This is a genomic window from Paraburkholderia sp. UCT70 (assembly GCF_050434085.1).
Taxonomy (GTDB): Bacteria; Pseudomonadota; Gammaproteobacteria; order Burkholderiales; family Burkholderiaceae; genus Paraburkholderia; species Paraburkholderia tuberum.
In genome coordinates, this window is sequence record NZ_JBNPVZ010000003.1 from 1,335,675 (window position 1) to 1,360,706 (window position 25,032).

The window sequence follows — 25,032 nt, forward strand, 5'->3', positions numbered from 1 at the left end:
ACCTCGGCGAGCGACGCCCTGGACCACCTAGCCTTGCAATCCTTATCAAGGGGTTGTCGTACTTTTCGTGCAAATTCTGGCGGTTTGAATCGATCCTGCCGTGACCGGATGATCCGGCCGGCCAGCGGGTGAACGGTCGTGTCGATTGAGAAAAGGACCGGACGGATGCAGGCCATATATTTCGGAATCGGACATAAACTGGAGTGAGACGACAATGAAGAAGAGGCTGCTTTTCCCCTGCGTCGCGACGGCAGTCGCGTGCGCTGTCGCCCTTATGATCGCTGCATGCGACAGCGGCGACGACATCAACGCGCCAACTGATTCTGACACGGTCGCCGATCAGCGGGCCGCCGCACTCGTCTCCCAGATGACCACCGACGAAAAGCTCCAGTTGGTGCACGGGACTGGCTTTCCGGTTTTCGGCCTCGGAGGACCTTTTCCGCCAGGGGTGGATGGTGCTGGATACATCCCGGGCATTCCCAGACTCGGGATTCCCGGGCTCGCTATGGCGGAGATTAACACCGCGGGCACCGGCAGCATATCGGCGCCGGTCAATCGAGGGGCTGACAATGACGCGATGACCGGCAACGCGGTCATGTATGACGTCCGCAGAATCCTCGGTCGGTGGTGCGCCTAACTACGGAAACGACTACGCGACGTCGAACGCAACATTGATCGATATCAGCAACGGAGGGGCGAGCACGCGCACGGTAGCGCCAATGAATTATCAGCGCGCGTATGCCAACAGCGTTGCCTTACCCGACGGCGAAGTCGTCGTGGCGCTTTTTCGATGATGCGCCTATCGTCGGCAACGCATTCGCTCAACAACGAGCAGCGACGTGTTCCGTTAAGCTTTGGCGCGAGCAAAAAGCCAGGCCAGTATGAGCTGCAGATTCCGGGCGATTCCGGAGTCGCCGTGCCCGGCTATTACATGTTATTCGCGCTCGACGCGAACGGCGTACCGAGCGTCTCGACCACGATTCGAATCCATTGATGACGCGCGCCTCGAATCGGGCCGCCTTCAAGATATACGTGGTGGCGGCCATATTTCTGGTTGCGGTCGAACCCGCGGCAAATGGCGTCGATTCGTCCCGATCCATCGAACTGGGACGTGAGATCTTTAGCGGGCAGCACGCGCTGGTCGCGCACTTGCGCGACGACAATCGTACGCTGCCTGACAATGCGGTCGGGTGTATCAATTGCCACGGCCACGCGGACAACGCAGCGTCTTTTGCGCCCCCGTTGACAAGCCAGTATCTGCTCAGCGATACCCGCCGACGCGGCGGCCCGCCGAGTCGTGACGATTTGGGCTCGTTCTGCCGTGTCCTGAATGTCGGCGTCGATCCGACAGGAATCGTGCTGAAGAAAGCGATGCCGCAATACACGTTCAGCGATACAGAATGCGCAGCGCTTTGGAGCTTTGTCACCGCCCGGTAGGGCTTCGCCCGCTGGACATGTGAAGTTTTCTCGCATGGCTCATTGAACTGGATGACGCATACACTCGAACAAACGCGCCAGATCTTCAGCGCTTCGGGTCAGTGTTTCAAATGCCCTCGCGCCAAGGACTATATTCAAACTTTGCCTTCCGGCTGATCGCCCGCTACGGGCGTCGACGGATCATTCCGTCGACTACTTGCGTCAGGACAGATCCAAGGGTGTGTGTCATGAGATGTCCCATTCGTGCATGGTTGGTGCGGCGGGCTACGCAGGTGACGGCGGTCTCGCGGTTCAGGCGATGCTGTCGGGTCCAAGGGGGCTCGCGTTCGGGCGTGACGGAGCGCTGTATGTCGCCGATGGTTTCAGGATCCGCAAGATCACCGGACTCCCAGGTCGTCACCGCTGGGATTGCCGGGACAAACGGCGCTACGGCCTTGACGGCAACGATGGTGACGAAGATTGAGGTCAGAGTTGCAGAGCAAAACAACGGGCATCGCTTGGCCCGGAGAAACCGAAGCTTCCAGGAGCCTGTCCATGTCCGCGCCGAGAATCAGCGTTCTGCTGCCGGTCTACGAGGTCGAGGACTATATCGAAGACTGTCTGGATTCCCTGCTGTCACAAACCTGCACTGATTTCGAAATCACCGCCGTCGACGACAGCAGCCCCGATCGCTCAGGTGAAATCGCCGCCCGCCTTCTCGCACAACAGGATCGCATTCCGTGGAAGTTGATCAGAAACACCGACAATAAAGGGCTCGCTGAAACGCGAAAAATCGCCGCATCGGAAGCGCGGGGCGAGTACGTGCTCTGCGTTGACAGCGACGACCACGTCCATCGCGATCCCATTCGCACCGTGCTGCGCGAAGCCGACCAGCACGACGCCGATGTCGTCATTTTCGCCGCCGAACACGTCAGCCCCGATGGCGCCGTCAACGATCGCATCGACTCCGGCGACTGCATCATCACCGGCGTGGAAGCCGTCCAGAAAATTATGGAACTGAAGCTGCAAGCTTTTTGCTGGAACAAACTCGTGCGCCGTTCGATCTTCGTCGCAGCCGACCATCCGTGTGGTCTCATCTACGAGGACCTTTGCGTGTCGGTGCAGACGCTCGCCACCGCGAAAATCGTGCGGCTCATTCCGGACAGCCTTTACTCATACATGTTCCGCGAATCGGCAATCTCGAGACGCTTCAACCCGCATGTCGTCGATCTTTTTGTCATCATGGACCGTGTTGAAAAGCGTACCGCGGCCCTCCCGATTCCCGACTACAAGCGTCTCTTCTTCCGGCTCAAATACGTCTTCGGATACCGCGCGATCGCGTTTCAAGCGGCCACCACCGCGCCGAGCTACCAACTCGCGAGCCCGATTCTATACAGCGTTTCGAAGAAAACTGCGCGTGAAGCACCTGCTCGGCATATATGCCGACGGGCGGCCGAAGTTGTCCGTCGTCATGACCATGCTCAAGATCCATCCGTGGATCTTCTATTGCTTCGTGAGACGCTTCAATCATCACTGATCCTGCGAAATGCGCCATCTGGCACATAACGCAGAGCGCGTTGGAAGTATCCGTTTAACCTCTGAAAGGCACGGCGTTTGCGTACCCCAACGGGCCGCGCCTACTGACGACGATATCTGGTGACCCTGTGCGTATGACATATATGATGGACTTATGCTTATGCCGCGCTTGTCCTGAACTTTCATCGAAGTATTGAAAACGGTCTAACCATGGCGAATCCACTCCGACAGAACATCATCGCGCTGACCATCCTGCAGGCGGCTAACATGCTGCTGCCGCTTGCAACCGTTCCCTACCTGTTGCGCGTGCTGCGCCCGGAACACTTTGGCGCATACATCTTCGCACAAGCCATCATTGGCTACCTCGTACTGCTGACCGACTACGGTTTCAACTGGTCATCGACTGCTCACGTCGCACGGGTCCAGAATGACCGGTACGCGGTGTCGAAGATCTTCTGGGCGACGCAAGGCGCCAAGGCGCTGATCGCGGTGGTCTGCCTCGCGATGCTGCTGTTAGCGGCGTTGTTCGTGGCAAGACTGCGCGAATTGCTGCCGGTTCTGCTGGCGACCTATCCGGTCGTGATCGGAACGGTGCTGTTTCCGCAGTGGCTGTTCCAGGGCCTGGAGCAGATGACGCTGACTACCGTTTCGATGCTGAGCGCGCGGCTGCTGCTGCTTCCGCTCACGTTCGTCCTGGTGCACTCGCCGGCCGACACGTGGATCGCCTCGCTGATCAGCTCGATGAGCGTGGTTGCTGCCGGACTCGTCGCCTCGTTCCTGATCGTAAAAGACCGGATGATTGTCGCGATGGTGCCGGGCAAGGCGGAGATCCTGGAGACGCTTCGTGACGGCTGGCACACGTTCATTTCCACGGCAGCGATCAGTTTGTACACCACCACCAATAGCGTGGTGCTTGGATTTCTTGCCGGAAACACCGCTGTCGGCTTCTTTGGCGTCGCCGACAAGATCCGCAACCTCGCCCAGGCGCCGCTCGGACCGGTCGCCAACGCGGTGTACCCGCGCGTGACGGCGCTCTTTTCCGAAGACTCCGCCAAGGCGTTTGCGCTGGTGCGCAAGATGTTTTACCTGGCGGGCTCGTCCATGTTGCTGGCTTCGGTCGCGCTGTGGGGCGGCGCCGAGTTGATCGTTCGTATCGCGATGGGCTCCGGGTACGAACCGGCCGTGATCGTCCTGAAGTGGATGGCGCCGATGCCACTGCTCATCGGGCTGAGCGGTGTATTCGGCGTTCAGCTGATGCTGCCGCTCGGCATGAAGAAGAAGGTCAGCGAGATCCTGATCGTCGCCGGCCTGTTCAATCTTGCCATCCTCGTGCCGCTTGTATGGTTTCACGGCGCTCAGGGCGCGGCAATGTCAGCGCTGGCCACCGAGTTTCTCGTCACGGCCTCGATGGCGCTTTACCTGATCAAATGCAAGGTTCCGGCTTTCCAAACGAGGGTGCGCACAGATGAAATATGACTTCCTTATCGTAGGCGCCGGCTTTGCGGGCGCGGTCTGTGCCGAACGCCTCGCGGCAAGCGGAAAACGCGTGCTCGTCGTCGACAAACGGAATCATATAGGCGGCAACGCCTACGACCGGCACGATGAGAACGGCGTGCTGATCCATCCGTACGGTCCGCATATCTTTCATACCAACAGCAAGCGGATATTCGAATACCTGTCGGCTTTTACCGATTGGCGCTTCTACGAGCATCGCGTAAAGGCCTATGTAGACGGGGGCCTCTATCCAATACCGATTAATCGCACGACGATCAACACGTTATATGGCCTCGACCTGAACGAGCAGGCCACCGTGGCGTTTCTCGAGTCGGTACGTGAAGCGCGAGGAACCGTCTCCACCAGCGAAGACGCGGTGCTCAGCAGCGTTGGCCGCGATCTGTGCGAGAAGTTTTTCCGTGGCTATACGCGCAAGCAATGGGGACTCGATCTTTCTGAACTGTCCGCGGGTGTCGCTGCGCGAATCCCGACACGTTCGAACGACGACGAGCGGTACTTCACCGATACGTATCAATTCATGCCGGCGCAAGGCTACACCGCGATGTTCGAAAGGATGCTTGGCAGTCCGGACATCGAGGTACGTCTGTCGACCGACTATAACGAGGTGAAAGCGAGTATCGAATGCGGACACCTTGTGTACACAGGACGGATTGACGCGTATTTCGGCTATCGCTTCGGCAAGCTGCCGTACCGCAGCCTGGATTTTCAGCACCAGCATCTGAGCGGCGTGGAGCGCTTTCAGACGACAGGTACCGTCAACTATCCGAACGATCACGAATACACGAGGATTACGGAGTTCAAGCACCTCAGCGGGCAGCAGCATCCGGGCACCTCGATCGTCAGGGAGTATCCGCGAGCCGAAGGTGAGCCGTACTACCCGATTCCACGCAAGGAAAACGAGGCATTGTTCCTGCGCTACAACGCGCTTGCGGAGACAGTTGCCGATATTACTTTTGTGGGCAGGCTCGCGCAGTATCGCTACTACAACATGGACCAGGTCGTTGGTGCGGCGCTTAAAGCTGCGGAAGGGCTCATCCAGGGCGCAGCAATCAGCGAGTGCTAGCGGGCACCTGAGAGCTTTCCTGGGACTGACTGGAAGATTCGGAGCATCGCATAGGGAGTTCGGAAATCCGGACGCGATGAGTTCGACGAAGCTCGATTGCCGCGAATAGATTTGCTGAATATAGCTAGGGTCTGTTTACATATGGAACGCACGTGCGAATGCCCGCTATCGGCCGTCCCCCAAGGGGACTTCCTTCGGGGCGCAGGGCAAGGAGTAAGGAGCGCTGCGTGGCCGCGCCACGTGAGCGACGCGCGACGCCGCCATGCGGCCGATAGCGGGCATTCCCCTGGAATGAAATCCAGGCAATGGGGTTGCCGCGAGAAGGGCCGCTCGCTGCGTCATGCTCCTTGCGAATACGTCGAGTATTCGCGGCGTCGCAGTCCTTGCGAGCGGCCCTTCTCGCGGCAACGCACGTGCGTTCCATATGTAAACAGACCCTAATACGCCACAGGATAGATGAACCATGTCAACGAAAGCGCAAAGCGCGATAAGCAACACGCCACGAATCTATACATGCGCCCGTTTTTCGAGTTCACAGCAGGCAGACGGTAGCTCGATCGCGCGGCAGGATGCCTACGCGGAAGCGTGGGCCAAGCAGCACGGCCTGATACTCGATCGCTCTTTACGCATGGAGGACCGCGGCAAGTCCGCTCACAAGGGCGAGCACGTAAAGAAAGGCGGCGCGCTCGGCGCGTTCATCGAGCGTATCAAGGCCGGTGACGTCGTACCCGGCGATACGCTGATCGTCGAAAACCTTGACCGCCTGAGCCGCCAGAGTGGAATCGGATAGTACGACTCGCCTTCGGCTCGCGGATACTCCCTGACGATCGAGGTTCCCTGATGCTGCTGCCCGGTGAGGTACTTGAACTCCGTAATCCTCGTGTATTCGTGATCGTTTCGGATAGTTGACGGCACCAGAGTCACCGCCATGAACAAGCGCAGTGCGCACTCGATTCGATAGATAGCAGCGCGCTCTGCGTTATGTGCCAGATGGCGCATTTCGCAGGGTCAGCGGCTATCGAGGCTTCTCACGAAGCAATAGAAGATCCGGGGATGGATCTTGCGCATCGTCATGGCGACGGAGAGCGTCGGCCGCTCGTCGCATCGCGCTTGCCAGTCACGACATACCACGCTCGGCGACCGTTTTTCAACAGCGCGCGCACTCGCCGATAGATCGCGCGGCTCACACGCTTCGACGCTTCAAGCGTCCCCTTGGTGGCCTGCGGCGGGTGATCTTCGAGCCAGCGCAGCCGTGCTTCGATATCGCGTTCACGGTCCGCGTAGAGTGCAATCGGGAAGGGATGGCCAAGCCTCGCGTCGTAAAGCGCGCGAGCGGCATCGACGATATCGCGGTTCTCCTCGCGCTGGGAGAAGTACGCGATGTGCACGAATGGCACGCTGCGCGCACAGACGATTCGCAACCGGTTCCGCGCACAGTAGACATGCATCATGTGCTCGTCGTCTTGCCCACCGTCGTCGATCATGTCCCATAACCGCTTGCGAAAAAGAATGCAGCCGATCGAATAGCGCGATTCTGACGGCACTTCGCAAGGTTCGAGGTCCCGCGTGGCAGCGATGAAAGCATCAGGCTGAAGCGTGGTCCGTTCATGCAGCCAGCGCGCGATGTGCGGATAGCCCCATATCGTGCCATTGGTGCCGATCTCGATCTGCTCCGCAGGGATGATTCGCATCGGAAAGCGCTTGTCCCCGTCGGCTCCGACGAAATGGGGATGCGCCTGGCTCGTGAAGTACTCGCGCTCCAGGTTCATCACACGCATCACCTCAGGGAAGCCCCAGTTGTTGTTGTTGATCAGCGGGGTGACGTAGGCAAGCTCGTTCGCGCTTTCATTTTCCGCCGCGTCGTACGTGGCGAGCATCTTGTCGAGCCAGTCGCCGGCGATCGGGAACGCGTCGTCGTCCACCTTGCAGATCAAGTCGATTTCGGCGAGCGCCGGTTGCGAGAGTAGTTTTTTGATCGTGCGATAGGGTGGGCCAGGCGGAATGTCGTCGACGACCCGAACGATGCCCGGAAAAAGTCTTGCGTAGCGCCGCGCGACGGCAAGCGTGCGCTCCGCGTCATAGCCGCCCCGGCAGTTCTGAAGCAGGATGAACTCGACGCCTGTTGGCCGGTACGCCATGTGACTGGCGAGGGTGAGTTCGAGCGCTGCGTAGTCGCGACAGAGCAGGACCAGAATGGCGACTCGCCTCGATGCCACGTTAGAACCGGATGCAGTCATGCTACTCCTTCGTAGGTAGCGACGAGCACATTGCCCAAGGAACATACATGCGAATATCGGAAGGCACCGAACCTGGCATCACGTGCATCACGAATATGCCAACACCAACGGTGCCGATGCTAATAACCGCGCCTCCGGTCGCAGCACCGATCGCGACTACTCAAGAGACAGGACGGAACACACCGGTTCATCATAGTACAAGCGAAGATGAAGTGAAGCCGTATTCCATAGCGCGTCGCTGTTCTAAGCCAATCAACTGCGGGGAGGACGTTTTATGAATTATCGGACATTTCAGTGCGCTAAAATCCGCCAAACCATCATGGCGGATGGCAGCAAACGCCGACTGCCGCCCGGAAAGCGTCGCCATGTGCCACCTCAACCGTTCCCGACCGCCTCCTACCCGTGATGCTACCCACGCTTCGGGCCGGCGACCCCTCCTGCAATCCGGATAGCAGACGCAACCCGATGTCAAAGGGCAAAAATCGATCTTCTCTACCCCAGACGATCAGTGTCGGCGCCTTGATCTCCGACAATCGCAGTTGGTAGTCTGTGAACTGCCTGGGGTTTGCTGCCATACTCGCCACCCAGTTTTCGACGTGGTGCTTGTTGGCTTGCAAGTTATTGACACGCTGTTGCAGCAGGTCATCGGTCAGTGCCGAAGGATCATAAACAAACACATTCATCATGCGTTTGACGTTTTCCAGCGTGGGCTCTCGATAAACGAAATTCAGTAGCTTGATCCCTTCTGTCGGCTGGGGAACGAACGTGCTGGTCCCACCGGTATCGGTTGGAGAAATTATCTTTTCAATCTGATTTTTAAGGAGTGCAGTCAAATCTGCGACGCTGTTATTGGTACATCGAAATATTTCTTCCATTTTCATGGCAGCCACAAAGTGAGCTAAGACGATAGGCTCGTCGAACTCGATGTCAGGGCACTGTGAATAAAGGACCCGAGCGCGAAGGAACGCGCTGCTATCAACTATTAAAAAAGATTCGCGATGTCGTGAAGCGCTCGCGGCAATGCCTGCGTCGACGACATCGAATTGCGATGTGTCCGCAGGACGCGCGCAGCGGCGCGATACTGCGAATCACTGCGCGCAATAAGGGCAGAGTGGTTACTCTTGCGAAAAAGGTACCGTATTCCTAACGAATTTAGCAGTCAGAGGCCATAGGCATGAACCACGTGGTCGCTACCAGCGACGAAGACTTGCCCGTTCACGACCATCGGCGACGCGAAGTTACCCTCGCCGGTTTGAACTGGCGTGTATTGGCGGTGGAAGAGTACGGTCCCGGTCGCTGCATCCAATGCGTAAAAGTCGTTGCCCAAACCGTCTGCGTAATACACCACACCATTTGCGGCGACGGGCGGGATAGCCGGGTTGAACGAGGATCTGTTCAAGCCGACTTGCGCCTGCCACACGGGTTTGGGGTTCACAGTACAGTTGCTGTCGATCGACAGTGCAATGACCCCATGTTGGTATAAGTTGTTGCTCCCCGAACCGCTAGGGGACACGACGTAAAGCCGATTTAGCACCGGGTCGAATACAGGAAGGCCTATGTTGCTGCCCTCGACTGAACTGAGGGAAATCGTCAACTTTTCAATGGGGCCCTGCTGCTGAATAGTGGCTCGGTTATAAATGAAGAGGTTGCCGGACTTGTTGTAGGCCGCGAGCATCGTCGGGCAGGTGGGACGCTGGAAGAGCAATGCTGTAGCGCCGAAGTCGGAGTCCGTGCTGGGCGGAGAAAGCGGCGAGTTCGACGCGGCTACCGCCAGCTTGTCCGGCGTGAGCTTCACGACGTGCTCCGCGAACGCGGCATTTTCCGGATTGGCGAATGCGTTGCCCGTGAGTGCATAGACGACCGTCCCATCAGGCGGAATCGATACGCCTCCCGCACCCCATATACCGCCCCCGTCTGGCCCGCTTGCGCCGTCTGGGTACCAGCGTGCCAGAATCGCAGCTGGGTTGGTGGTGGACGCGCGGACGACCTGTCCATGGTACGGCTCCGTATCGCAGGGGTCGCCGGCTGTCGCCACGTATATCGACGAACTATCGGGACTGAGCGTCAAGCCGCCATAGACCATCGTTCTTGGAGAAGCGTTGGCTGCGTCTAGAAGTGGCAGGTTGAAGCCCGGGAGATCCACGCCGGTCTGGAGGTTGTACGCATGCAGGTAGCCTCGCCCGCTCACAACGAAAATCCGGTTGTTGGCATGGTCGATGACGGGCGTGCCCTGCACCCCGATCTTGCCTTGGAACAGCCCGGTGCAGTTCGACGTCAAGATAGCTTGAGGGATAGGGGCGCTTTTCCAAATGACCGCCCCGTTCGCGGCATTCAGTGCCCATGTAGTGTTCCCCTCTGTCGCAACATAGACGATATCGGTCGGCATCCCGTTGATTATCACCCCGGTAGCCAGTACCGGCTGAGTCAGGATGGCACCGTCCAGGGGAGGTGACTCCCAGTGCAGTTTCAACGTCCTCTCCGTCACGTTGGTCGGGGTGAGCACCGTCTCGACTGAGTTATACCCAGTCCGCTGCCTGTTCATGCCAAACGTCGGCCAGTCGGTCGTCGTAAAGGTTGGCGCGGCGACGGCCCCTGGTGTCCGGCTCAATGTAGCTTTAGTCGCTGGTTCGGGAGCTTGGTACGGCGTATCCACCGCCGGCCCGGTATCGTCGCGGAAATTATTCGGATTGATCTTGTCTCCGCCGTTCTGTTTGTCTACGTCCGATCCATCGAGGGCGAAGGCTGGCGGCACTTTCGGTCCGACGCCAGACGGGTGCCTGCCATGAGGGAATGGGTTCAGTGCGTTTGACGACGCCTGAGCGGCTGTTGCAAGACCCGGCGCAGATGCCGCAGCCGGTGCCGCGTTCGAACTTTGCGCTTGTGCGCCCGAGGCCGCCATGCCGGCGAGGATCAAAGCTGCAACGAGCCGAGAAGCACCGATAACGTTGTGTGCGTTATTCATGTAGCCACCTCTTGGAAATATTGCTATTAGCATAACGTGAGGTTACTCCTAGGCCATCAAAAATCAAGCGCAAGAAATGTCCGCTAGGGACTACGATCTGGCGGACAAAGAATTGTCACTATTGAGTAATGCAAGGCTCACACACCGTTCGGCTGCTTCATCCGAATGCGCGATTTCGCTGGAAGCAGATCGGCACACCCGGCGACCCCGTCCAGAGCGCTAGTCGCTAGCGCTTTTAAAGAAATGGGGGCAATAAACACCCGCTTCGGCGGCGACGCGAGCGACAAGTCCGCGGGCGGCGGCGAGTATCCGTTACAGGACGGTTTCGGCTGGACCAATGGCGTGCTGCGCGTGCTGATGCAACTCTATCCGGATGCGGTGAGTTCGACGAAGCGGGCCGATCTGCCGGGCGGTGCGGTCGGGGTATCGGATGCGGCGGCATCGACGGCGGCCGCGCCGCAGACGTCGCACAGTACGTCGCGCGCGGGCCATTAGTTATGGAGGAGGTATTAGCGATACCAGGATGACGGGTTGACTGCCTGATGGCACCGCACGCCGTTACGATGCTTTCGATAGCTCGACCGGCTTCTAGTCAACCTGGAAACTCCCAAAGATGAATCGCAAGCTCGACGTCCCATCGGCGGAACCGCTGCCGCCGCAAGCGCAGGCCACGACGGCCGACGAAGCCACCGCGCACTGGCAGCGCAATCTTGGCGTATGCGTGTTTGCGAACTGCATCGAATAGCGGCATCAAACCAGCGCGCGGAGCACCGTGAGCGGAAGTCGCGCCCAAAACTATCGGACAGCGGCATCCAATTGACTTTTTAAGCTGGCGCTGACTTTATTGGCTTTGTTAGATGTATGTCATTGACGAAATAAATGACAGGTAACTAACTAAATCCACACGCGCTGACATGCCGACCGCTTTCGCACAGACCGTCGAGGCCCACTTTGCCGACCTCACTCCCACGTCCCAGCGCATTGCCAGTTATATGCTGGCGAATCTCGAGCGACTAGGCCTCGAAACGGCTGATCAGATTGCGCAGCAAACGGCCACCAGCGGAATTTCCGTGGGGCGTTTCCTGCGCAGCGTCGGCTATCGCAATCTCGACGACCTCAAGCGCGAACTGCGCGGCGCGCAGGGGCGCCCGTGGATGATTACCGACCGGCTCGACGAATACCGGCGTGTGTTCGGGCAGTTCGCCAACACCCCGCACCACGGCGAAAACGTCCAAACCGGCGCCCTGACCCGCTCGCTGCAACTCGAAATCGACGCGATCCAGCATGTGTACCAGTTGGCGCTATCGCCCATGTTCGCCCGCATCGCGGAGCGCATCTCCTATGCGGACGCCGTGTATATCCTCGGCATCCAGTCGACGCGCGGCATCAGCAACGCGTTCTACAGCTACCTCGAATACATCCGTGCGCGCGTGTTCTACTCCGACGGGATGTCCGGCTCATACGTCGATTCGCTGAACTCGGAGTTTGCCGCACCGTACCTCGTCATTACCGACACGCGCGCCTACTCGATGATCGCGCGCCGCTACTGTGAAGCCGCGGCGCATCGTGGCGTGCCGTTTTCACTGGTCACCGACATCTATTGCCCGTGGGCTCGTGAATTCGATTGCGACCTGTTGCAGGTCAAAACCGATGTCGGCCAGTTCTGGGACTCGCTGGCGCCACTCAGCTGTCTGTTCAACCTGCTGATTACCGCGATCGTTGCACAACTGGGGTCCACGATCGACGAACGCGTCGCACGCAATCGCGAGCTGCAAGGCGAATTCAACCAGTTCGATCTCTAAACCTCTCACATCCGGCATCTCAACGCGCCCGCCATGACACAACCGCGACTCATCGAAATCACCGCCGCCACGCATGGCGTGGACATCGACCTCATCTATGCCACCGAGCGCAACCTGACAGGCAAGCCCATCTACAAGGAAGCTCACTGCCTGCTGCTCGAACCCGCCGAAGCCGCTTTGCGCAAGGCAGTGGAGATTGCCCGCAACGCCGGCCTGACCGTGCGGATTTTCGATGCGTACCGTCCGCCCCAGGCGCAACAGGTGCTGTGGGATTTTCTGCCCGACCCCACCTACATCGCTGAGCTTGGCCGTGGTTCGAACCATAGCCGCGGCACGGCGATCGATCTGACGCTGCTCGACGCCGACGGCAACGAACTCGACATGGGCACGGGCTTCGACGCCATGACGATCGAGTCCGAACACTTCCATACCGGCCTGCCCGCGCATGTGCAGCGCAACCGCCTGTTACTGCTCGGCATCATGCACGCCGCCGGCTTCATCCACATCAAGAGCGAATGGTGGCATTACGAGTTGCCTGCCTCCCGCGCGCTGCCGTTGATCGATAACAGCGAAAGCGGTCCGTTGCGTCTCATGTAGTGGCGTTCGATTTCTCCATCCGTTGTTCCCTGACAGGCTCTATCCCATTCCTTATGGAGCGGCAATGAAACTGGTATTGCGCAATGCACTGACGGCGGCGGCGATCGCCTCCGCCTTGACCTTGTCGTTCACAGCCGCCGGCCCCGCTGCGGCGGCGACGCCGAAAGACATGTTCGTCATGGCCACGTTCCTCGACGAATTCACCACGCTCGATCCGGGCGAAGTCTACGAACTGGTGCCGGAAGAATATGTGGCGAATACCTATGACCGGCTGGTGCGGGTCGATCTGAAAGACCCGTCGAAATTCAACGGCGATGTCGCGCAATCATGGACCGTGAGCCCCGACGGCCTGACCTTCACGTTCAAGATCCGTCCGGGTCTCAAGTTCCACTCGGGCAACCCGTTGAGCGCCGACGACGTCGCGTGGTCGATCCAGCGCACCGTCCTGCTCGACAAAGGCGCGGCGGCCGTGCTGCAAGGCATCGGTTTGACCAAAGACAACGTGCTGGCCAACGTGAACAAGGTTGACGACACAACCGTCAGTGTGACGACTGACCAGAAATACGCGCCGACGTTCGTCCTGAACGTACTCGGCGCGTGGCCTGCATCGGTGGTGGACAAGCAGTTGCTGCTCACGCACCAGAAAGGCAATGATTTCGGCAACGACTGGCTGCGCACCAACGAGGCCGGCTCCGGCGCCTACAAGCTCGTCAAATGGACCGCCAACGACAGCATCGTACTGCAGCGCTTCGACGGTTATCGCTTACCGCTCGCGATGAAGCGTATCGTGTTGCGTCACGTGCCGGAAGCATCGAGCCAGCGCCTGCTGCTCGAGAACGGCGACGTCGATGTGGCGCGCAACCTGAGTCCGGATGATCTCGTCGCCCTGACGAAGTCCGGCAAGGCGCATGTGAGCGCGGTGCCGCAAGCGACGCTTCTGTACCTCGGCCTGAACGTCAAGAATCCGAATCTGGCCAAACCGGAAGTCCAGCAAGCGATGAAGTGGCTGATCGACTACAACGGTATTCAGAGCAACGTCGCGAAAACCACCTACAAGGTGCACGAAACCTTCCTCCCCGAAGGTTTCCTCGGCGCGCTGAACACCGACCCCTACCAGCAGAACGTCGCCAAGGCCAAGGCACTGCTGGCAAAAGCCGGGCTTCCGAACGGCTTTTCCGTGACGATGGACGTGCGTAACGGCTACCCCTACAGCGAAATCGCCGAGGCAGTGCAGGCCAATCTTGCCCAGGGCGGCATCAAGGTTCAGATCATCCCCGGCGACAACAAGCAGACGCTCGCTAAGTACCGCTCGCGCTCGCACGACATTTATATCGGCGAATGGTCGGCCGATTACATCGACCCGCACAGCAATGCCCAAGGATTCACCTGGAATCCCGACAATTCCGACAAGTCGGCCTATAAGATGCTCGCGTGGCGCAATTCATGGGACATCCCCGGCCTGACGAAGGAAACCAACGCAGCGCTCGCCGAATCGTCGTCAGCGAAGCGCGCCGAGCTGTACCAGACCATGCAGAAGCAGGTGCTCGCGAACTCCCCCTTCGTGATCATGTTCCAGCAGGTCTCGCAGGTGGCCGCGCGACCGGGCGTGACGGGTCTCGAGGTGGGTCCGATCAACGACCTCGTGTCGTATCGTGATCTGAAGAAGCAGTAACGTTTGCGGCGAAGGCGAGACTGTCCGGGCTTCGCCTTCGACCGAGGAACTCACCATGTCCACTCCCCTCACGACTTTCGAGCGCATGCGCGCGCTTTCGGTTGAAAGCCCCAGCGTGCGCTGGACCTTGCGCCTCGTGCGCTGGATCATCACGCTCGTGATCACCTTCGCCGGGTTGCTGGCGGTCACGTTCGTGATCGGCCGCAAAATACCGATCGATCCGGTGCTGGCGATTCTCGGCGATCGCGCGTCAGCCGCAGCCTACGCGGCGGCGCGTCTTCAACTCGGGCTCGACGCGCCGCTCGCAGTGCAGTTCCTGATCTATGTGCGCGATGTGCTGCATGGCAATTTCGGCATGTCGCTGCTGACCGCGCATCCTGTGATCGAAGACATCCAGCGGGTGTTTCCCGCGACGCTCGAACTCGCAACCCTGTCGACCATCATCGGCGTGCTGATCGGCGTGCCGCTGGGCGTGATCGCCGCCGTGCGCCACAACCGTTGGATCGATCACGTCGCGCGCTTCGTCGGCCTCGTCGGCAGTTCGGTCCCGGTGTTCTGGCTCGGGCTGATGGGCCTCCTGCTGTTCTACGCGAAGCTGCATTGGGTGGCGGGGCCGGGACGCGTCGATCCGGTATTCGACGGCATGGTCGATACGCGCACGGGCAGCCTGCTGATCGACTCGCTCATCGCCGGCGAATGGGACGTGTTCTTCAATGCGTTCTCGCATATCTCGCTGCCCGCGGCCATTCTCGGCTACTACTCGGTCGCCTATCTGAGCCGCATGACGCGTTCGTTCATGCTCGATCAACTCAGCCAGGAGTACATCACCACGGCGCGCGCGAAAGGCTTGCCCGAGCGCCGGGTGATCTGGCGCCACGCGTTCGGCAATATCGCCGTGCCGCTTCTGACCGTGATCGCACTCACGTACAGCTATCTGCTCGAAGGCTCGGTGCTGACCGAAATCGTCTTCGCCTGGCCCGGTATCGGTTCGTATCTGACGGGCGCCCTCCTGAACGCCGATATGAACGCCGTGCTCGGCAGCACGCTCGTGATCGGCGTCACGTTCATCGCGCTCAACCTGTTGACCGACGCGCTCTATCGCGTGTTCGATCCACGCGCCCGCTGACACTGCAGAGGTCTCTTTCGTGCTTCCCCCTACCGATGAATCTATGCAAACACAGGACTGGCCGATGAATGCCGCGCCCCGACGATGGAAAGACTGGCTGCTGAGCGACACGCCCGCGTCACGCATGCAGGCCGCGCTCGGCCTCGCTTACCGGCGCTGGCGACGCTTCGCGGGCAATCCGCTGTCGTCCTTCGGCCTCGTGATTCTGGCCTTGCTGATCATCATCGCGGCGATCGGGCCGCTGATCGCACCGCACGATCCGCTGCAGCAAGTCCTCTCCGACCGCCTGCTGCCGCCGGGTTCGCCATCGCACTGGTGCGGCACCGACCAGCTTGGCCGGGACATCCTCTCGCGTCTGATCTACGGCTCACGCCTCACGCTCTCGATTGCGATTCTCGTCGTGGTGATCGTGGTTCCGGTGGGGCTTTTGATCGGCACCACCGCCGGCTTCTTCGGCGGCTGGGTGGACAACGTGCTGATGCGGATCACCGACGTGGCGCTCGCCTTTCCGAAGATCGTGCTCGCGCTCGCTTTCGCGGCCGCGCTGGGGCCCGGTGTGATCAACGCGGTGATCGCCATTTCGATTACGGCGTGGCCGGCCTATGCCCGCCTCGCGCGGGCGGAAACGCTGCGGCTCGTGCAAGCCGATTTCATTCACGTCGCGCGCTTGCAGGGCGCCTCGCGGAAGCGCATCCTCCTGCTCTATATCATGCCGCTCTGCTCGTCGTCGGTGATCGTGCGCGCGACCCTCGATATGGCCGGCATCATTCTCACTGTCGCGGGCCTCGGGTTCCTTGGCCTCGGCGCGCAACCGCCCAGCCCCGAGTGGGGTTTCATGGTCGCGTCGGGCCGCAACGTGCTGCTCGATTCGTGGTGGGTGGCCACTATTCCCGGCTTCGCCATTCTGCTGGTGAGTCTCGCCTTCAACCTGCTCGGCGACGGTCTGCGGGACGTCTTCGATCCACGCCATGGAGGCTGACATGCCAGTCTATATGGCCCATCCTTTGTGTGAAATCGACGACCTGCGAATCGGCTTTCGCGGTCATGGCGGCGAATTGACCGAGGCGGTGCGTGGCCTTTCGCTGACGCTGCAGCGCGGCGAGCGGCTTGGCATCGTCGGCGAATCCGGTTCCGGCAAGTCGCTGACCGGGCGTGCGCTGCTCGGCCTGCTGCCGCCCGAGGCGCAATGTCATGCGAAGGCGATGAAGTTCGACGGTCAGGATCTGCTTGCCATGCCGGTGCGCAAGCGCCGGCAACTGTGCGGCCAGCAGATGGGCATGATCCTGCAAGATCCGAAATACTCACTGAACCCGGTGATGACCGTCGCGCAGCAAATGCGCGAAGCGTTCGAACTGCACGGACCGAAGTTCGGCCGCCGCGAGATACGCGAGAAGATCATCGAGGCGCTGGCAGCGGTGCATATCCGCAATCCGGAGCGTGTCGCCGATTCCTACCCGCACGAGTTGTCGGGTGGCATGGGGCAGCGCGTGATGATCGCCATGATGGTGTCGTCCGGGCCGCGTCTGCTGATCGCCGATGAACCCACCAGCGCGCTCGACGTGCTCGTCTCGATGCAGGTGCTCGGGATTCTCGACGAGATGATCGAAAAGCATGACACCGGCCTTATTTTTATCAGCCACGACCTGCCCCTCGTCATGTCGTTCTGCGACCGCGTCGTCGTGATGTTCGCGGGACGTGTCGTGGAAACCTGCGCGGCGCGCGATCTCGTCCACGCCGAGCATCCCTATACGCGTGCCCTGCTCGCGGCGAATCCACCGCTTATCGATCCGCCCGAGCAACTGCCCGTGCTGAAGCGGGACGCGGCATGGCTCACACAACCGGCAGGAGAATCAGCATGATCGATGTCGACGCTTTGACGGTACGCTTTAAAACCAGGACCGGTCACTTCGACGCAGTGCGCGAAGCGAGCTTTCATGTCGGCGAAGGTGAGGTGTTCGGGCTGGTCGGCGAATCCGGTTCCGGCAAGTCGACGATCCTGCGCGCGTTGACCGGTCTCGCGCCCGTCGCCGGCGGCCGTATGAAAATCGGTTCGCACGTGCTGGGAGAAAAACTCGACCGCTCCTTCCGACGCGACGTGCAGATGGTGTTTCAGGACCCGTACGGCTCGCTGCATCCGCGCTTCACGATCGATCAGACCTTGCGCGAGCCGCTGACCATCAACGGCATCGGCGGGCAGGAAGAACGCATTGTCGATGCGCTGCGCGAAGTCGGCTTGGGTCCGTCGTATCGTTTCCGCTATCCGCATCAGTTGTCGGGGGGGCAGCGGCAGCGCGTCGCGATTGCACGGGCGCTGATTGTCGAACCGCGCGTGCTGCTGCTCGATGAGCCGACGTCCGCGCTCGATGTGTCCGTGCAGGCCGAAACTCCTCAACCTGCTGCGACGGCTTCATCGCGAACGCAATTTGACAATGATGCTGGTGAGCCACAATCTGGCGGTGGTGGGCTTTCTCTGCTCGCGCGTCGCGGTCATGCGTAATGGTGAGATTGTCGAGCAACGCGATATCGCATCCATTCGCGCGCAGCAGGTCGAGCACGAATACACGCGCAGCCTGCTGCTCGCGACCACGGGCTACCGGCGCAAGTCGGTCGCGGTAGACGGAGCGGACGCGCTGTCATAAATGTCAGTAGCGGCGAGGTTTCGTCGCCGTGCGTATTCGCGAACTGAGCACGTTCAACAGTCACCAGGAACGCCGCTTCAGCGCAACGGCGTCCCACCGCTTGTCGCCGCAAACGTCGGCGACACGGCCAGCGCCTTTCTTGCGACCTGTTTCTTGAGTAGCGGGTAGTTGTCGCCGTTGTCGCTATTCGCATGCCCGAAGAACGGCAGCAGCCCACGCCAAACCTGCGCCTCGCTCCCCGCGTGGACCGGGCTCGCCCTCGGGGCGCGCGGCCAGACCGCGTCACCTTTTTTGTCGCAGATCACGAACAGGACCCACACGTAGGCCGAGAAATAGCGGTGAGTCGATGCCACGCCGTCCGGTCGCGGCTGGACGGGCCCATGCAGGCATTCGAGCAGCAGCCGCCCGCGCTTGCCGTCGGCATTCGAATGGTGACGCTGGGCATCGGGCAGGATCGCGTCGTGCGAGTCCCACCGCAACTGCCCGGTCACCGAGGCCTGGAACGCCAGCGGGCTGGCACCGTTCTCCGAGTGCTTGTTGACGGACCGATTCAGATATTGAACGGCCCACGAGCCGTCGTCATTTTCTGACTTGAACAACGGAATCGAGTCATTCTCGTCGCCGTAACCGAACTGAAACCCGACTTTTCCTCGCCACCGCGAGCGCGTGCAAATCGGAATGCTCGGCCCCCACGCCAGCCAGCAGATGAACTGAAACGCCTGCAGCTCTCGCAGATCGACCGAGCCGGCGGCTTCCGATGAAGGGGGCTGAATGCGTACAACCGGCCGATTCTGTTGAAAAAGTCGCTGTAGAGGCGAAATGTTGGGTATCCTGGGAAACATCAAGCGACGGGGGTGAATCGTCATGATGGGTCGACTGGATAGCGGACAGGACAAGCTCTTCTACTCTTTCAACCTCGACGACCACGTCCCGCAATCGCACCTGTTGAGAGGCATCGATCGCTTCCTTGACCTTCGAGATCTGCGCCAGCACCTCGCACCGTTCTATAGCTCAATGGGTCGTCCATCGATCGACCCTGAGTTCATGATCCGCATGCTGATTGTGGGTTACTGCTTCGGCGTCCGGTCCGAGCGACGGCTATGTGAACCATTTAATCGATAGGCACCCCGGAGGACATGAAAGAAATGAAAGGCACTGGATTCAGACTGTCGAACTGCCGGCGAAGCGGCATCGAAGCCGTGGAGGCGAACACGACACTCGTCTTTGGGCGCCATACCCATGAGCAATTCGGTGTGGGTCTGATCGAGCGCGGCGCGCAGAAATCGGCGAGCGGCCGTGGTCTCGTCGAAGCCGGTGCGGGCGACGTGATCACTGTCAACCCTGGTGAAGTGCATGACGGGGCACCGATCGGCGACGGCGGGCGCTCATGGCGAATGCTGTACCTGGACCCTCCGATCGTTGCTGAACTAGCCATTGACATCACCGAAGGACGGGGAGGAATGGCTTGCGAGTTCACTCAACCCAAAGTCAGCGACAAGCGCATTGCAGGCCAATTTGATCAGCTCTTCCGGGCAATGACCAGCAGCATTGTAGACCCGCACGGACTCAAGGCGGACGAGACCTTGCTACTCGTGCTGGGTAGCTTGCTGCAGCCCGGATCCCCCAGGCAGCGATCCGTTCCGATTGGAATCGCTTCAGCGCGTGCCTTGATCGATGACGATCCCCTGGCGATTCTGACGCTCACCGCACTGGCAGACGAAGCCGGGTTGAGCCGCTATCAGTTTCTGCGAAGTTTCGCGAGAGCGACCGGCCTCACGCCCCATGCCTACATCCTGCAGCGCCGCATTCATCGAGCGCGGCAACTGATCCGTTGCGGCACGCGGCTCGCCGATGCGGCCGCGCAGAGCGGTTTCTCCGATCAAAGTCACATGACGAGGTTGTTTGTCCGCAGTTTGGGCGTGACGCCGGGTGCGTACGCGAAGGTGGTTGGCTGACCGCGCAGGCGTGCAATTTCATTCAAGACGATCGGAAAACGGAGGCTGAGAATCGAGACAGAATCTCTTTTCCTGACGCGAGGTACGATCTTGCAGTTCTCCTATGCACCTTCTATTCATCGCGACTTCCCGGAACTTGCAACAGGCTTGCTTCTTCTGGACGAGTTGGGGCCTGTCGCGCCAATATCAAATCCGGTCACTGAACTCGTCACCCTCGCCAGGCAGCGCATTGCGCCTGCAATGGAAAGCGATTTGCCGGAAATCCGGGCGTGGCGGCGAACTTTCGCAAAGATGGGCCTGAAGCCAACGCAATATCGCTGCGCCTCGGAGGCGCTGCTTCGCCGGTTGCGTCAAACGGGAGACCTGCCCTCGGTTCATCCGCTGGTCGACCTGTGCAACGCCATGTCGATGGCTTTCGCCATTCCGATAGCTGCCATAGACCTCGACAGGGTGACTGGCGATCTTCAGGTGCGACCCGCGCTAGGTACGGAGACGTTTGAGACGTTCGCGGGTGATTTGGAGTATCCGGACGTGGGCGAGGTTATCTTCGCCGACGATAGTCATCGCGCCCACGCGCGGCGATGGACGAACCGTCAGAGCGGCTTTTCGGCGGTGAGAGAAAGGACCATGACTGCGCTCGTCATTGCCGAAGCCACGCACGAAACCGCACACGCAGACGTCGCGCGGCTAATCTTGACGCTTCGAGCGACGGTCTCTGAGCTTTGGCCTTCTGCATCTGTGTTGGAGCTGCGTGCGGGATGAACGTCGGATTTCTGCTCACTTCGCTGATCATCGTAGCTTCGCCCGGAACAGGTACTCTCATTACTCTGGCCGCAGGTTTGTCGCGTGGGGCGCGTGCTTCGGTTGTCGCAGCATTGGGCTGCACACTGGGCATCCTGCCCCATATGGCGGTGGCGATCACCGGTCTGGCTGCGCTCCTGCATGCGAGCGCCGTCGCGTTCGAAGCGATCAGGTATGCGGGCGTAGGGTACCTACTCTATATGGCGTGGAAGACGCTCGAGGAAGATGGACCATTGAAGATCGAGTTGCACGACCCCGAGCACTCTGATGGGGCAGTGATCTCGCACGCGATCCTGGCAAATATACTCAACCCAAAATTGTCGATCTTCTTCTTTGCGTTTCTGCCGCAATTCATTGATCGCGGCGAAACCCGGCCCGGGTTTCGTATGCTGGAATTGTCGCTCGTCTTCATGACGATGACGTTCGTCGTATTCGGGGCATATGGAGTATTTGCGGCGAGTGTTCGTGACCGAATCCTTTCGCGACCGCGAGTTCTCAAGTGGATGCGCCGGAGCTTCGCCGCGGCGTTCGTCGCAGTCGGGGTCAAGCTGGCCCTTGTGTCGCGATAGGCCCCTTCCCGGCAGTGCGTCAGCATTTGAGCATCATCGGGCATCGGAGCGTGATCGCTCCAATGAGATCCCCGGCGAGGGGTCCATTGAGCGACTACCTTCCGGCTCAATCTGGAGTGCCCACTATTCGACGATTCTCGCTACGGCAATTGAATGGCTGGTTTGTAGAAAGTTGACCGACCGAACTGGGTCGAAAGTGTGAGTTTCCGATGCAGGAAGCTATCGGCCCTCTGCTCGATGCCGCCAACGTCGGCAAGCCGCCGCATAGCTAACATAGAACCCGGCCCGGTCCAACGTCAGTTATGGCCGAATAGCAAAAATGTTTGATCGGACGCGGTGGCGAACAGAGTAGCGAATGACAATTTAACTCCCAGCACTTCTGCACCAGGTGGCCCAACAGCGCGAACGGGTCCGTCCGCGGATCGCCCAAAAGCTGGAAGCGGAAGCCCCCGCAGTCTTCGTCACCGCAAGCCAGTTCGAACGCCTCCAGTGAAAGCCGATCGCCGAATAGCAGGCTGCGGAAATGAAACTCGTGAGCGACACCATCTGCATCGGGCAGGCGCACGGGCGTGAATTCCGGATGTTCGAATGCGTCGACATCCGCAAGACGGGCCATTTCGGTGTTGAAACAGCGGCTGCAGAGCAACCGGAAGGTGCCATCCGGTGACGCGACGCTGACAACGTCGTGCGGTGACGTGGCTGCTCCGCACTGGGCACACGTGACATCGGTCATCGGCACTCCTTTGGCTGCAATTACTGGACGGCAAGCATTGTCCAATCTCCAATAATGGGATTTCCGTTGACGCGCGCCCTACCCAACGGCTGGCCGCCAGGCACTCAAGCCAGTATCGCGGTACTCGATAAGCTTACATTCGCTCCGGCTCTGGAAACGGAGCGTTCGCATTCCGGTCTCACGCACGTCTCGGCGTTTGCCCGGAGTATGCTTGTGTTTGCACGCGAGCGCACGTACCTGTGACGCCCGTGCAAGGAGGAATGCCGGAGGCCGAATATGGATGCACCCGATGACGGATTCGTGCTCGCGGGAAGCCTTGAAGAGCTGCGAGCGAAGGGGCGGCGCATTGTGCAGGGCAGCCATGGTCCCATCCTCGTTATCCATGAGCGCGGGCGCGTCTTCGCCATCGACAATCGTTGCCCCCATATGGGCTTCCCACTCGAGCGGGGCACTGTTGAAGACGGCATCCTGACCTGTCACTGGCACCACGCCCGCTTCGATCTGGAAAGCGGCTGCACGTTCGACCTCTGGGCAGACGACGTACCGGCCTGCGCGGTCGAGGTCCGCAATGGCGACGTTTGGGTGGCGACCACGTTTGGATACTCCGATCCTGCAACGCACTGGCATCAGCGACTTGCGGACGGGCTCGCACACGAGCTCGGACTAGTCATCGCCAAAGCCGTGCAGGGTCAGCTCGCGGCCGGCGTCCCCGTGGCCGATATTGTGCGACAGGTCGCGCTGTTCGGCGCGCAGAACCGTGATGGCTGGGGCGTCGGTCTCACGATATTGACGACGCTCGCCAACCTGTTGTCCGTACTGCCAGCGGACGATGCCTATCTCGCCCTATTTCACGGCGCGCGTCATGTGGCGGCGGACTGCAACGGCGAAGCACCGCGGCGGGAGCGCGCACCACTGGGAAGTCGGCCGGAGCTCGCCGTGCTCAGGCGCTGGCAGCGCCTCTGGACCAGCGTGCGCCATCGCGAGGCGGCCGAGCGCACGCTGTTGACGGCGATTGCCGCCGGTCTTTCACCGGCCGTGCTCGCCGATGCCCTGCTGTCCGCCGGGACCGAGCGGGCTTTTGCCGACACCGGTCATCTGCTCGACTTCATCAACAAGGCGTTCGAGTGCCTCGACCTGATCGGCTGGCAGCACGCGTCAGCCTTGCTGCCCACTGTTGTCGCCCAGATGGTGAGCGCCCGTGGCGCCGAGGAGTCGACCGCCTGGCGCCAGCCCGCTGATCTTGTCGCGCTGTGCGACGAAGCAGCCAGCCAGATGTCACGCCTTTTCGCTGCCGGGCGCGCTCTGCAAGGCTGGTCGCAGCACGCCGCGCTCGCCCGGGAACTGCTTGGAGACGATCCGGCGAAGATTATTGACGCGCTGAAGGCGGCGATTCTCGCAGGCGCCGCTCCGGCTGACCTGGGACAATCCCTCGCGTATGGAGCGGCGCTTCGCATGGCCCGCTTCGGCGATGCCAACGAGCACGCCGACTGGGAGACCGCGCATCACGTTTTTACCCATGCCAACGCGCTCCACCAGATGCTCAGGCGCATTGGGACCGCGGGTATCGACAGTGACGCCGCGCCCGCTCGCGGCATCTTGCACGCCGCCATGGCGCTCTACCTTGCGCGGTATCTGAATGTGCCACCGGCCCGAATCCCGGGCGACGGCAACGATCCGCTCGACGACCTTCCTGCCGATGAGGAGACGATCCGGACCGCCCTGCTCGACGCCTTCGACCGGCAGCGACAGGTCGATCTTGCGGCAAGGCTCGTGGCGCGCCATCTCACGCGTGGCCATCCGCCCCAGGCACTGATCGCCACACTTGCGGTTGCGGTACTGCGCGAAGATGCGGGCTTTCATGCCTATCAGATGCTGGAGGCCGGCGTCCGCCAGTTTGCTGCATGCGGCAATACTGCCGAGGGACGGCACGTTCTCATTGCGGTCGCCCGCTATCTCGCGGCCCATTCACCGACCGAACGCGCAACGCTGCAAACGGCCGACATCGCGCGGCGCCTGATGAGGGGCGGAGAAATACATCAGGTAGCTGGATCGCGTAACGCGTGACGCTAACCGTCCTGGCTTTCGCATGGGCTCGTCCATCGGCAGTGTCTGCTACGCGTCGTAGTGCAGATCTGGCCGAAGCTCGGCTTCAATCTGGTCGATTGACGGCAGCTTCGTTCCCCATGATTCTGGCACCTGCCGAAGCAGCTGGTACTCGGCCACCCGGCGTTGTCACGTTCGCGGGGCCGGTCGCTAAGACGTCGTGATGAAGAAGACGAAATCGCTCTTCTATGAGGTATTGAAAGTCAAGCCCTGCTGAATGGAAAAATTCTGTTATGTGAAGGAAATCTCCTGGGACTGCCGGTTATCTACTGGCCGGCCTGCGGGGTCGCCTGCTACGACCAGACG

At 60.4% G+C, this 25,032-nt stretch carries 21 protein-coding genes and 7 pseudogenes; 20 read left to right on the top strand and 8 right to left on the bottom strand.

The features are described 5' to 3' along the window. Nucleotides 1-274: 274 nt before the first annotated feature. A pseudogene (locus OKW41_RS24110) lies at nucleotides 275-994 on the top strand (galactose oxidase early set domain-containing protein). Here OKW41_RS24110 and OKW41_RS24115 read toward each other — a convergent pair. Next, on the bottom strand, nucleotides 928-1,473 hold the full coding sequence (locus tag OKW41_RS24115) for a hypothetical protein (protein ID WP_429574397.1): 546 nt from the start codon (nucleotides 1,471-1,473) through the stop codon (nucleotides 928-930). The pseudogene OKW41_RS24110 and the gene OKW41_RS24115 overlap by 67 nt on opposite strands. 196 nt (nucleotides 1,474-1,669) lie before the next feature. Between OKW41_RS24115 and OKW41_RS24120 the strand changes: the two genes are divergently transcribed. The 5 genes and pseudogenes from OKW41_RS24120 (at nucleotide 1,670) to OKW41_RS24140 (ending at nucleotide 6,320) form a co-directional block, all read left to right on the top strand. Continuing rightward, nucleotides 1,670-1,900 carry a hypothetical protein gene (locus OKW41_RS24120; RefSeq protein WP_246530000.1) on the top strand — a complete coding sequence of 77 codons (231 nt, stop codon included), beginning with the start codon at nucleotides 1,670-1,672 and terminating at the stop codon, nucleotides 1,898-1,900. 71 nt (nucleotides 1,901-1,971) lie between these two features. Further along, nucleotides 1,972-2,953 (top strand): annotated as a pseudogene (locus tag OKW41_RS24125) (glycosyltransferase family 2 protein). Nucleotides 2,954-3,162: 209 nt separating this feature from the next. Beyond that, entirely contained in the window at nucleotides 3,163-4,428 is a 1,266-nt protein-coding gene (locus OKW41_RS24130) for a flippase (RefSeq protein WP_429574187.1), read from the top strand. After that, a complete protein-coding gene (gene glf, locus OKW41_RS24135; protein WP_429574188.1) occupies nucleotides 4,418-5,530 on the top strand; it encodes a UDP-galactopyranose mutase in 1,113 nt (370 codons plus the stop codon). Before OKW41_RS24130 ends, glf begins: the two co-directional genes overlap by 11 nt. A 463-nt stretch (nucleotides 5,531-5,993) precedes the next feature. After that, nucleotides 5,994-6,320 carry a recombinase family protein gene (locus tag OKW41_RS24140; protein ID WP_187633510.1) on the top strand — a complete coding sequence of 109 codons (327 nt, stop codon included), beginning with the start codon at nucleotides 5,994-5,996 and terminating at the stop codon, nucleotides 6,318-6,320. Here the strand turns inward: OKW41_RS24140 and OKW41_RS24145 are convergent. The 4 genes and pseudogenes from OKW41_RS24145 to OKW41_RS24160 form a co-directional block, all read right to left on the bottom strand. Next, a pseudogene (locus tag OKW41_RS24145) lies at nucleotides 6,308-6,449 on the bottom strand (UDP-galactopyranose mutase); the annotation flags it as partial. The gene OKW41_RS24140 and the pseudogene OKW41_RS24145 sit on opposite strands and share 13 nt — an antisense overlap. 151 nt (nucleotides 6,450-6,600) lie before the next feature. Continuing rightward, nucleotides 6,601-7,767 (bottom strand): hypothetical protein, encoded by a 1,167-nt coding sequence (locus OKW41_RS24150; RefSeq protein WP_429574189.1) that lies wholly within the window; start codon nucleotides 7,765-7,767, stop codon nucleotides 6,601-6,603. Nucleotides 7,768-8,207: 440 nt separating this feature from the next. Then, nucleotides 8,208-8,549: pseudogene (locus OKW41_RS24155) on the bottom strand (alpha/beta fold hydrolase); the annotation flags it as partial. 377 nt (nucleotides 8,550-8,926) lie between these two features. Continuing rightward, a complete protein-coding gene (locus OKW41_RS24160) occupies nucleotides 8,927-10,729 on the bottom strand; it encodes a PQQ-binding-like beta-propeller repeat protein (RefSeq protein ID WP_429574190.1) in 1,803 nt (600 codons plus the stop codon). A gap of 165 nt (nucleotides 10,730-10,894) precedes the next feature. Here OKW41_RS24160 and OKW41_RS24165 point away from each other — a divergent pair, with 165 nt between their 5' ends. From OKW41_RS24165 to OKW41_RS24205, 9 genes and pseudogenes are all read left to right on the top strand, one after another. After that, on the top strand, nucleotides 10,895-11,224 hold the full coding sequence (locus OKW41_RS24165) for a trehalase family glycosidase (protein ID WP_429574191.1): 330 nt from the start codon (nucleotides 10,895-10,897) through the stop codon (nucleotides 11,222-11,224). A 118-nt stretch (nucleotides 11,225-11,342) separates the two neighbouring features. Next, nucleotides 11,343-11,474 (top strand): hypothetical protein, encoded by a 132-nt coding sequence (locus tag OKW41_RS24170; protein WP_429574192.1) that lies wholly within the window; start codon nucleotides 11,343-11,345, stop codon nucleotides 11,472-11,474. 169 nt (nucleotides 11,475-11,643) lie between these two features. Beyond that, nucleotides 11,644-12,531, top strand: coding sequence for a sap1 transcriptional regulator SapR (sapR, locus tag OKW41_RS24175; protein WP_429447619.1), 888 nt, complete (start codon nucleotides 11,644-11,646; stop codon nucleotides 12,529-12,531). A gap of 33 nt (nucleotides 12,532-12,564) precedes the next feature. Further along, nucleotides 12,565-13,128, top strand: coding sequence for a D-alanyl-D-alanine dipeptidase (gene ddpX / locus OKW41_RS24180; RefSeq protein ID WP_429574193.1), 564 nt, complete (start codon nucleotides 12,565-12,567; stop codon nucleotides 13,126-13,128). 64 nt (nucleotides 13,129-13,192) lie between these two features. After that, entirely contained in the window at nucleotides 13,193-14,800 is a 1,608-nt protein-coding gene (locus OKW41_RS24185) for an ABC transporter substrate-binding protein (RefSeq protein WP_429447616.1), read from the top strand. A 55-nt stretch (nucleotides 14,801-14,855) separates the two neighbouring features. Further along, the gene (locus OKW41_RS24190; RefSeq protein WP_429447614.1) at nucleotides 14,856-15,926 is read left to right on the top strand and encodes an ABC transporter permease; all 1,071 of its coding nucleotides are present in this window, start codon (nucleotides 14,856-14,858) and stop codon (nucleotides 15,924-15,926) included. Between the two features lie 64 nt (nucleotides 15,927-15,990). Then, a complete protein-coding gene (nikC, locus tag OKW41_RS24195; protein WP_429574194.1) occupies nucleotides 15,991-16,905 on the top strand; it encodes a nickel transporter permease in 915 nt (304 codons plus the stop codon). Between the two features lies 1 nt (nucleotide 16,906). Further along, nucleotides 16,907-17,785 (top strand): ABC transporter ATP-binding protein, encoded by an 879-nt coding sequence (locus tag OKW41_RS24200; RefSeq protein WP_429574195.1) that lies wholly within the window; start codon nucleotides 16,907-16,909, stop codon nucleotides 17,783-17,785. Beyond that, nucleotides 17,782-18,565: pseudogene (locus OKW41_RS24205) on the top strand (ABC transporter ATP-binding protein). The gene OKW41_RS24200 and the pseudogene OKW41_RS24205 overlap by 4 nt, the downstream one beginning before the upstream one ends. A gap of 77 nt (nucleotides 18,566-18,642) precedes the next feature. Here the strand turns inward: OKW41_RS24205 and OKW41_RS24210 are convergent. Then, nucleotides 18,643-19,164, bottom strand: a complete 522-nt coding sequence (locus tag OKW41_RS24210; RefSeq protein WP_429574196.1) for a hypothetical protein — start codon at nucleotides 19,162-19,164, stop codon at nucleotides 18,643-18,645. Between the two features lie 277 nt (nucleotides 19,165-19,441). Here OKW41_RS24210 and OKW41_RS24215 point away from each other — a divergent pair. The 4 genes and pseudogenes from OKW41_RS24215 to OKW41_RS24230 all read left to right on the top strand — a co-directional run. After that, nucleotides 19,442-19,672, top strand: a pseudogene (locus tag OKW41_RS24215) (transposase); the annotation flags it as partial. Nucleotides 19,673-19,710: 38 nt separating this feature from the next. Continuing rightward, nucleotides 19,711-20,520: an AraC family transcriptional regulator gene (locus tag OKW41_RS24220; RefSeq protein ID WP_429574377.1), complete on the top strand. Its 810-nt coding sequence runs from the start codon at nucleotides 19,711-19,713 to the stop codon at nucleotides 20,518-20,520. Between the two features lie 90 nt (nucleotides 20,521-20,610). Next, the gene (locus OKW41_RS24225; protein ID WP_429447603.1) at nucleotides 20,611-21,282 is read left to right on the top strand and encodes a B3/B4 domain-containing protein; all 672 of its coding nucleotides are present in this window, start codon (nucleotides 20,611-20,613) and stop codon (nucleotides 21,280-21,282) included. After that, nucleotides 21,279-21,890, top strand: coding sequence for a LysE family translocator (locus tag OKW41_RS24230; RefSeq protein WP_429574197.1), 612 nt, complete (start codon nucleotides 21,279-21,281; stop codon nucleotides 21,888-21,890). The genes OKW41_RS24225 and OKW41_RS24230 overlap by 4 nt, the downstream gene beginning before the upstream one ends. Nucleotides 21,891-22,158: 268 nt before the next feature. Here OKW41_RS24230 and OKW41_RS24235 read toward each other — a convergent pair whose 3' ends face one another. Continuing rightward, on the bottom strand, nucleotides 22,159-22,623 hold the full coding sequence (locus OKW41_RS24235; protein ID WP_429574198.1) for a DUF7686 domain-containing protein: 465 nt from the start codon (nucleotides 22,621-22,623) through the stop codon (nucleotides 22,159-22,161). Between the two features lie 276 nt (nucleotides 22,624-22,899). Between OKW41_RS24235 and OKW41_RS24240 the strand changes: the two genes are divergently transcribed. Continuing rightward, nucleotides 22,900-24,687, top strand: a complete 1,788-nt coding sequence (locus OKW41_RS24240) for a Rieske (2Fe-2S) protein (RefSeq protein ID WP_429447598.1) — start codon at nucleotides 22,900-22,902, stop codon at nucleotides 24,685-24,687. A gap of 48 nt (nucleotides 24,688-24,735) precedes the next feature. Here the strand turns inward: OKW41_RS24240 and OKW41_RS24245 are convergent. Next, a pseudogene (locus OKW41_RS24245) lies at nucleotides 24,736-24,846 on the bottom strand (PDDEXK nuclease domain-containing protein); the annotation flags it as partial. Nucleotides 24,847-25,032 lie beyond the last annotated feature (186 nt).

Bases quoted from the DNA above. Each gene is read 5' to 3' on its own strand.
- OKW41_RS24130 (WP_429574187.1), top strand. From the start codon at position 3,163: ATGGCGAATCCACTCCGACAGAACATCATCGCGCTGACCATCCTGCAG.
- OKW41_RS24240 (WP_429447598.1), top strand. From the start codon at position 22,900: ATGGATGCACCCGATGACGGATTCGTGCTCGCGGGAAGCCTTGAAGAG.
- nikC (WP_429574194.1), top strand. From the start codon at position 15,991: ATGAATGCCGCGCCCCGACGATGGAAAGACTGGCTGCTGAGCGACACG.
- OKW41_RS24140 (WP_187633510.1), top strand. From the start codon at position 5,994: ATGTCAACGAAAGCGCAAAGCGCGATAAGCAACACGCCACGAATCTAT.
- OKW41_RS24120 (WP_246530000.1), top strand. From the start codon at position 1,670: ATGTCCCATTCGTGCATGGTTGGTGCGGCGGGCTACGCAGGTGACGGC.
- OKW41_RS24170 (WP_429574192.1), top strand. From the start codon at position 11,343: ATGAATCGCAAGCTCGACGTCCCATCGGCGGAACCGCTGCCGCCGCAA.
- glf (WP_429574188.1), top strand. From the start codon at position 4,418: ATGAAATATGACTTCCTTATCGTAGGCGCCGGCTTTGCGGGCGCGGTC.
- OKW41_RS24160 (WP_429574190.1), bottom strand. From the start codon at position 10,729: ATGAATAACGCACACAACGTTATCGGTGCTTCTCGGCTCGTTGCAGCT.
- ddpX (WP_429574193.1), top strand. From the start codon at position 12,565: ATGACACAACCGCGACTCATCGAAATCACCGCCGCCACGCATGGCGTG.
- OKW41_RS24115 (WP_429574397.1), bottom strand. From the start codon at position 1,473: ATGCGAGAAAACTTCACATGTCCAGCGGGCGAAGCCCTACCGGGCGGT.
- OKW41_RS24230 (WP_429574197.1), top strand. From the start codon at position 21,279: ATGAACGTCGGATTTCTGCTCACTTCGCTGATCATCGTAGCTTCGCCC.
- OKW41_RS24165 (WP_429574191.1), top strand. From the start codon at position 10,895: ATGCGCGATTTCGCTGGAAGCAGATCGGCACACCCGGCGACCCCGTCC.
- OKW41_RS24220 (WP_429574377.1), top strand. From the start codon at position 19,711: ATGAAAGGCACTGGATTCAGACTGTCGAACTGCCGGCGAAGCGGCATC.
- OKW41_RS24150 (WP_429574189.1), bottom strand. From the start codon at position 7,767: ATGACTGCATCCGGTTCTAACGTGGCATCGAGGCGAGTCGCCATTCTG.
- OKW41_RS24235 (WP_429574198.1), bottom strand. From the start codon at position 22,623: ATGACCGATGTCACGTGTGCCCAGTGCGGAGCAGCCACGTCACCGCAC.
- sapR (WP_429447619.1), top strand. From the start codon at position 11,644: ATGCCGACCGCTTTCGCACAGACCGTCGAGGCCCACTTTGCCGACCTC.
- OKW41_RS24200 (WP_429574195.1), top strand. From the start codon at position 16,907: ATGCCAGTCTATATGGCCCATCCTTTGTGTGAAATCGACGACCTGCGA.
- OKW41_RS24185 (WP_429447616.1), top strand. From the start codon at position 13,193: ATGAAACTGGTATTGCGCAATGCACTGACGGCGGCGGCGATCGCCTCC.
- OKW41_RS24190 (WP_429447614.1), top strand. From the start codon at position 14,856: ATGTCCACTCCCCTCACGACTTTCGAGCGCATGCGCGCGCTTTCGGTT.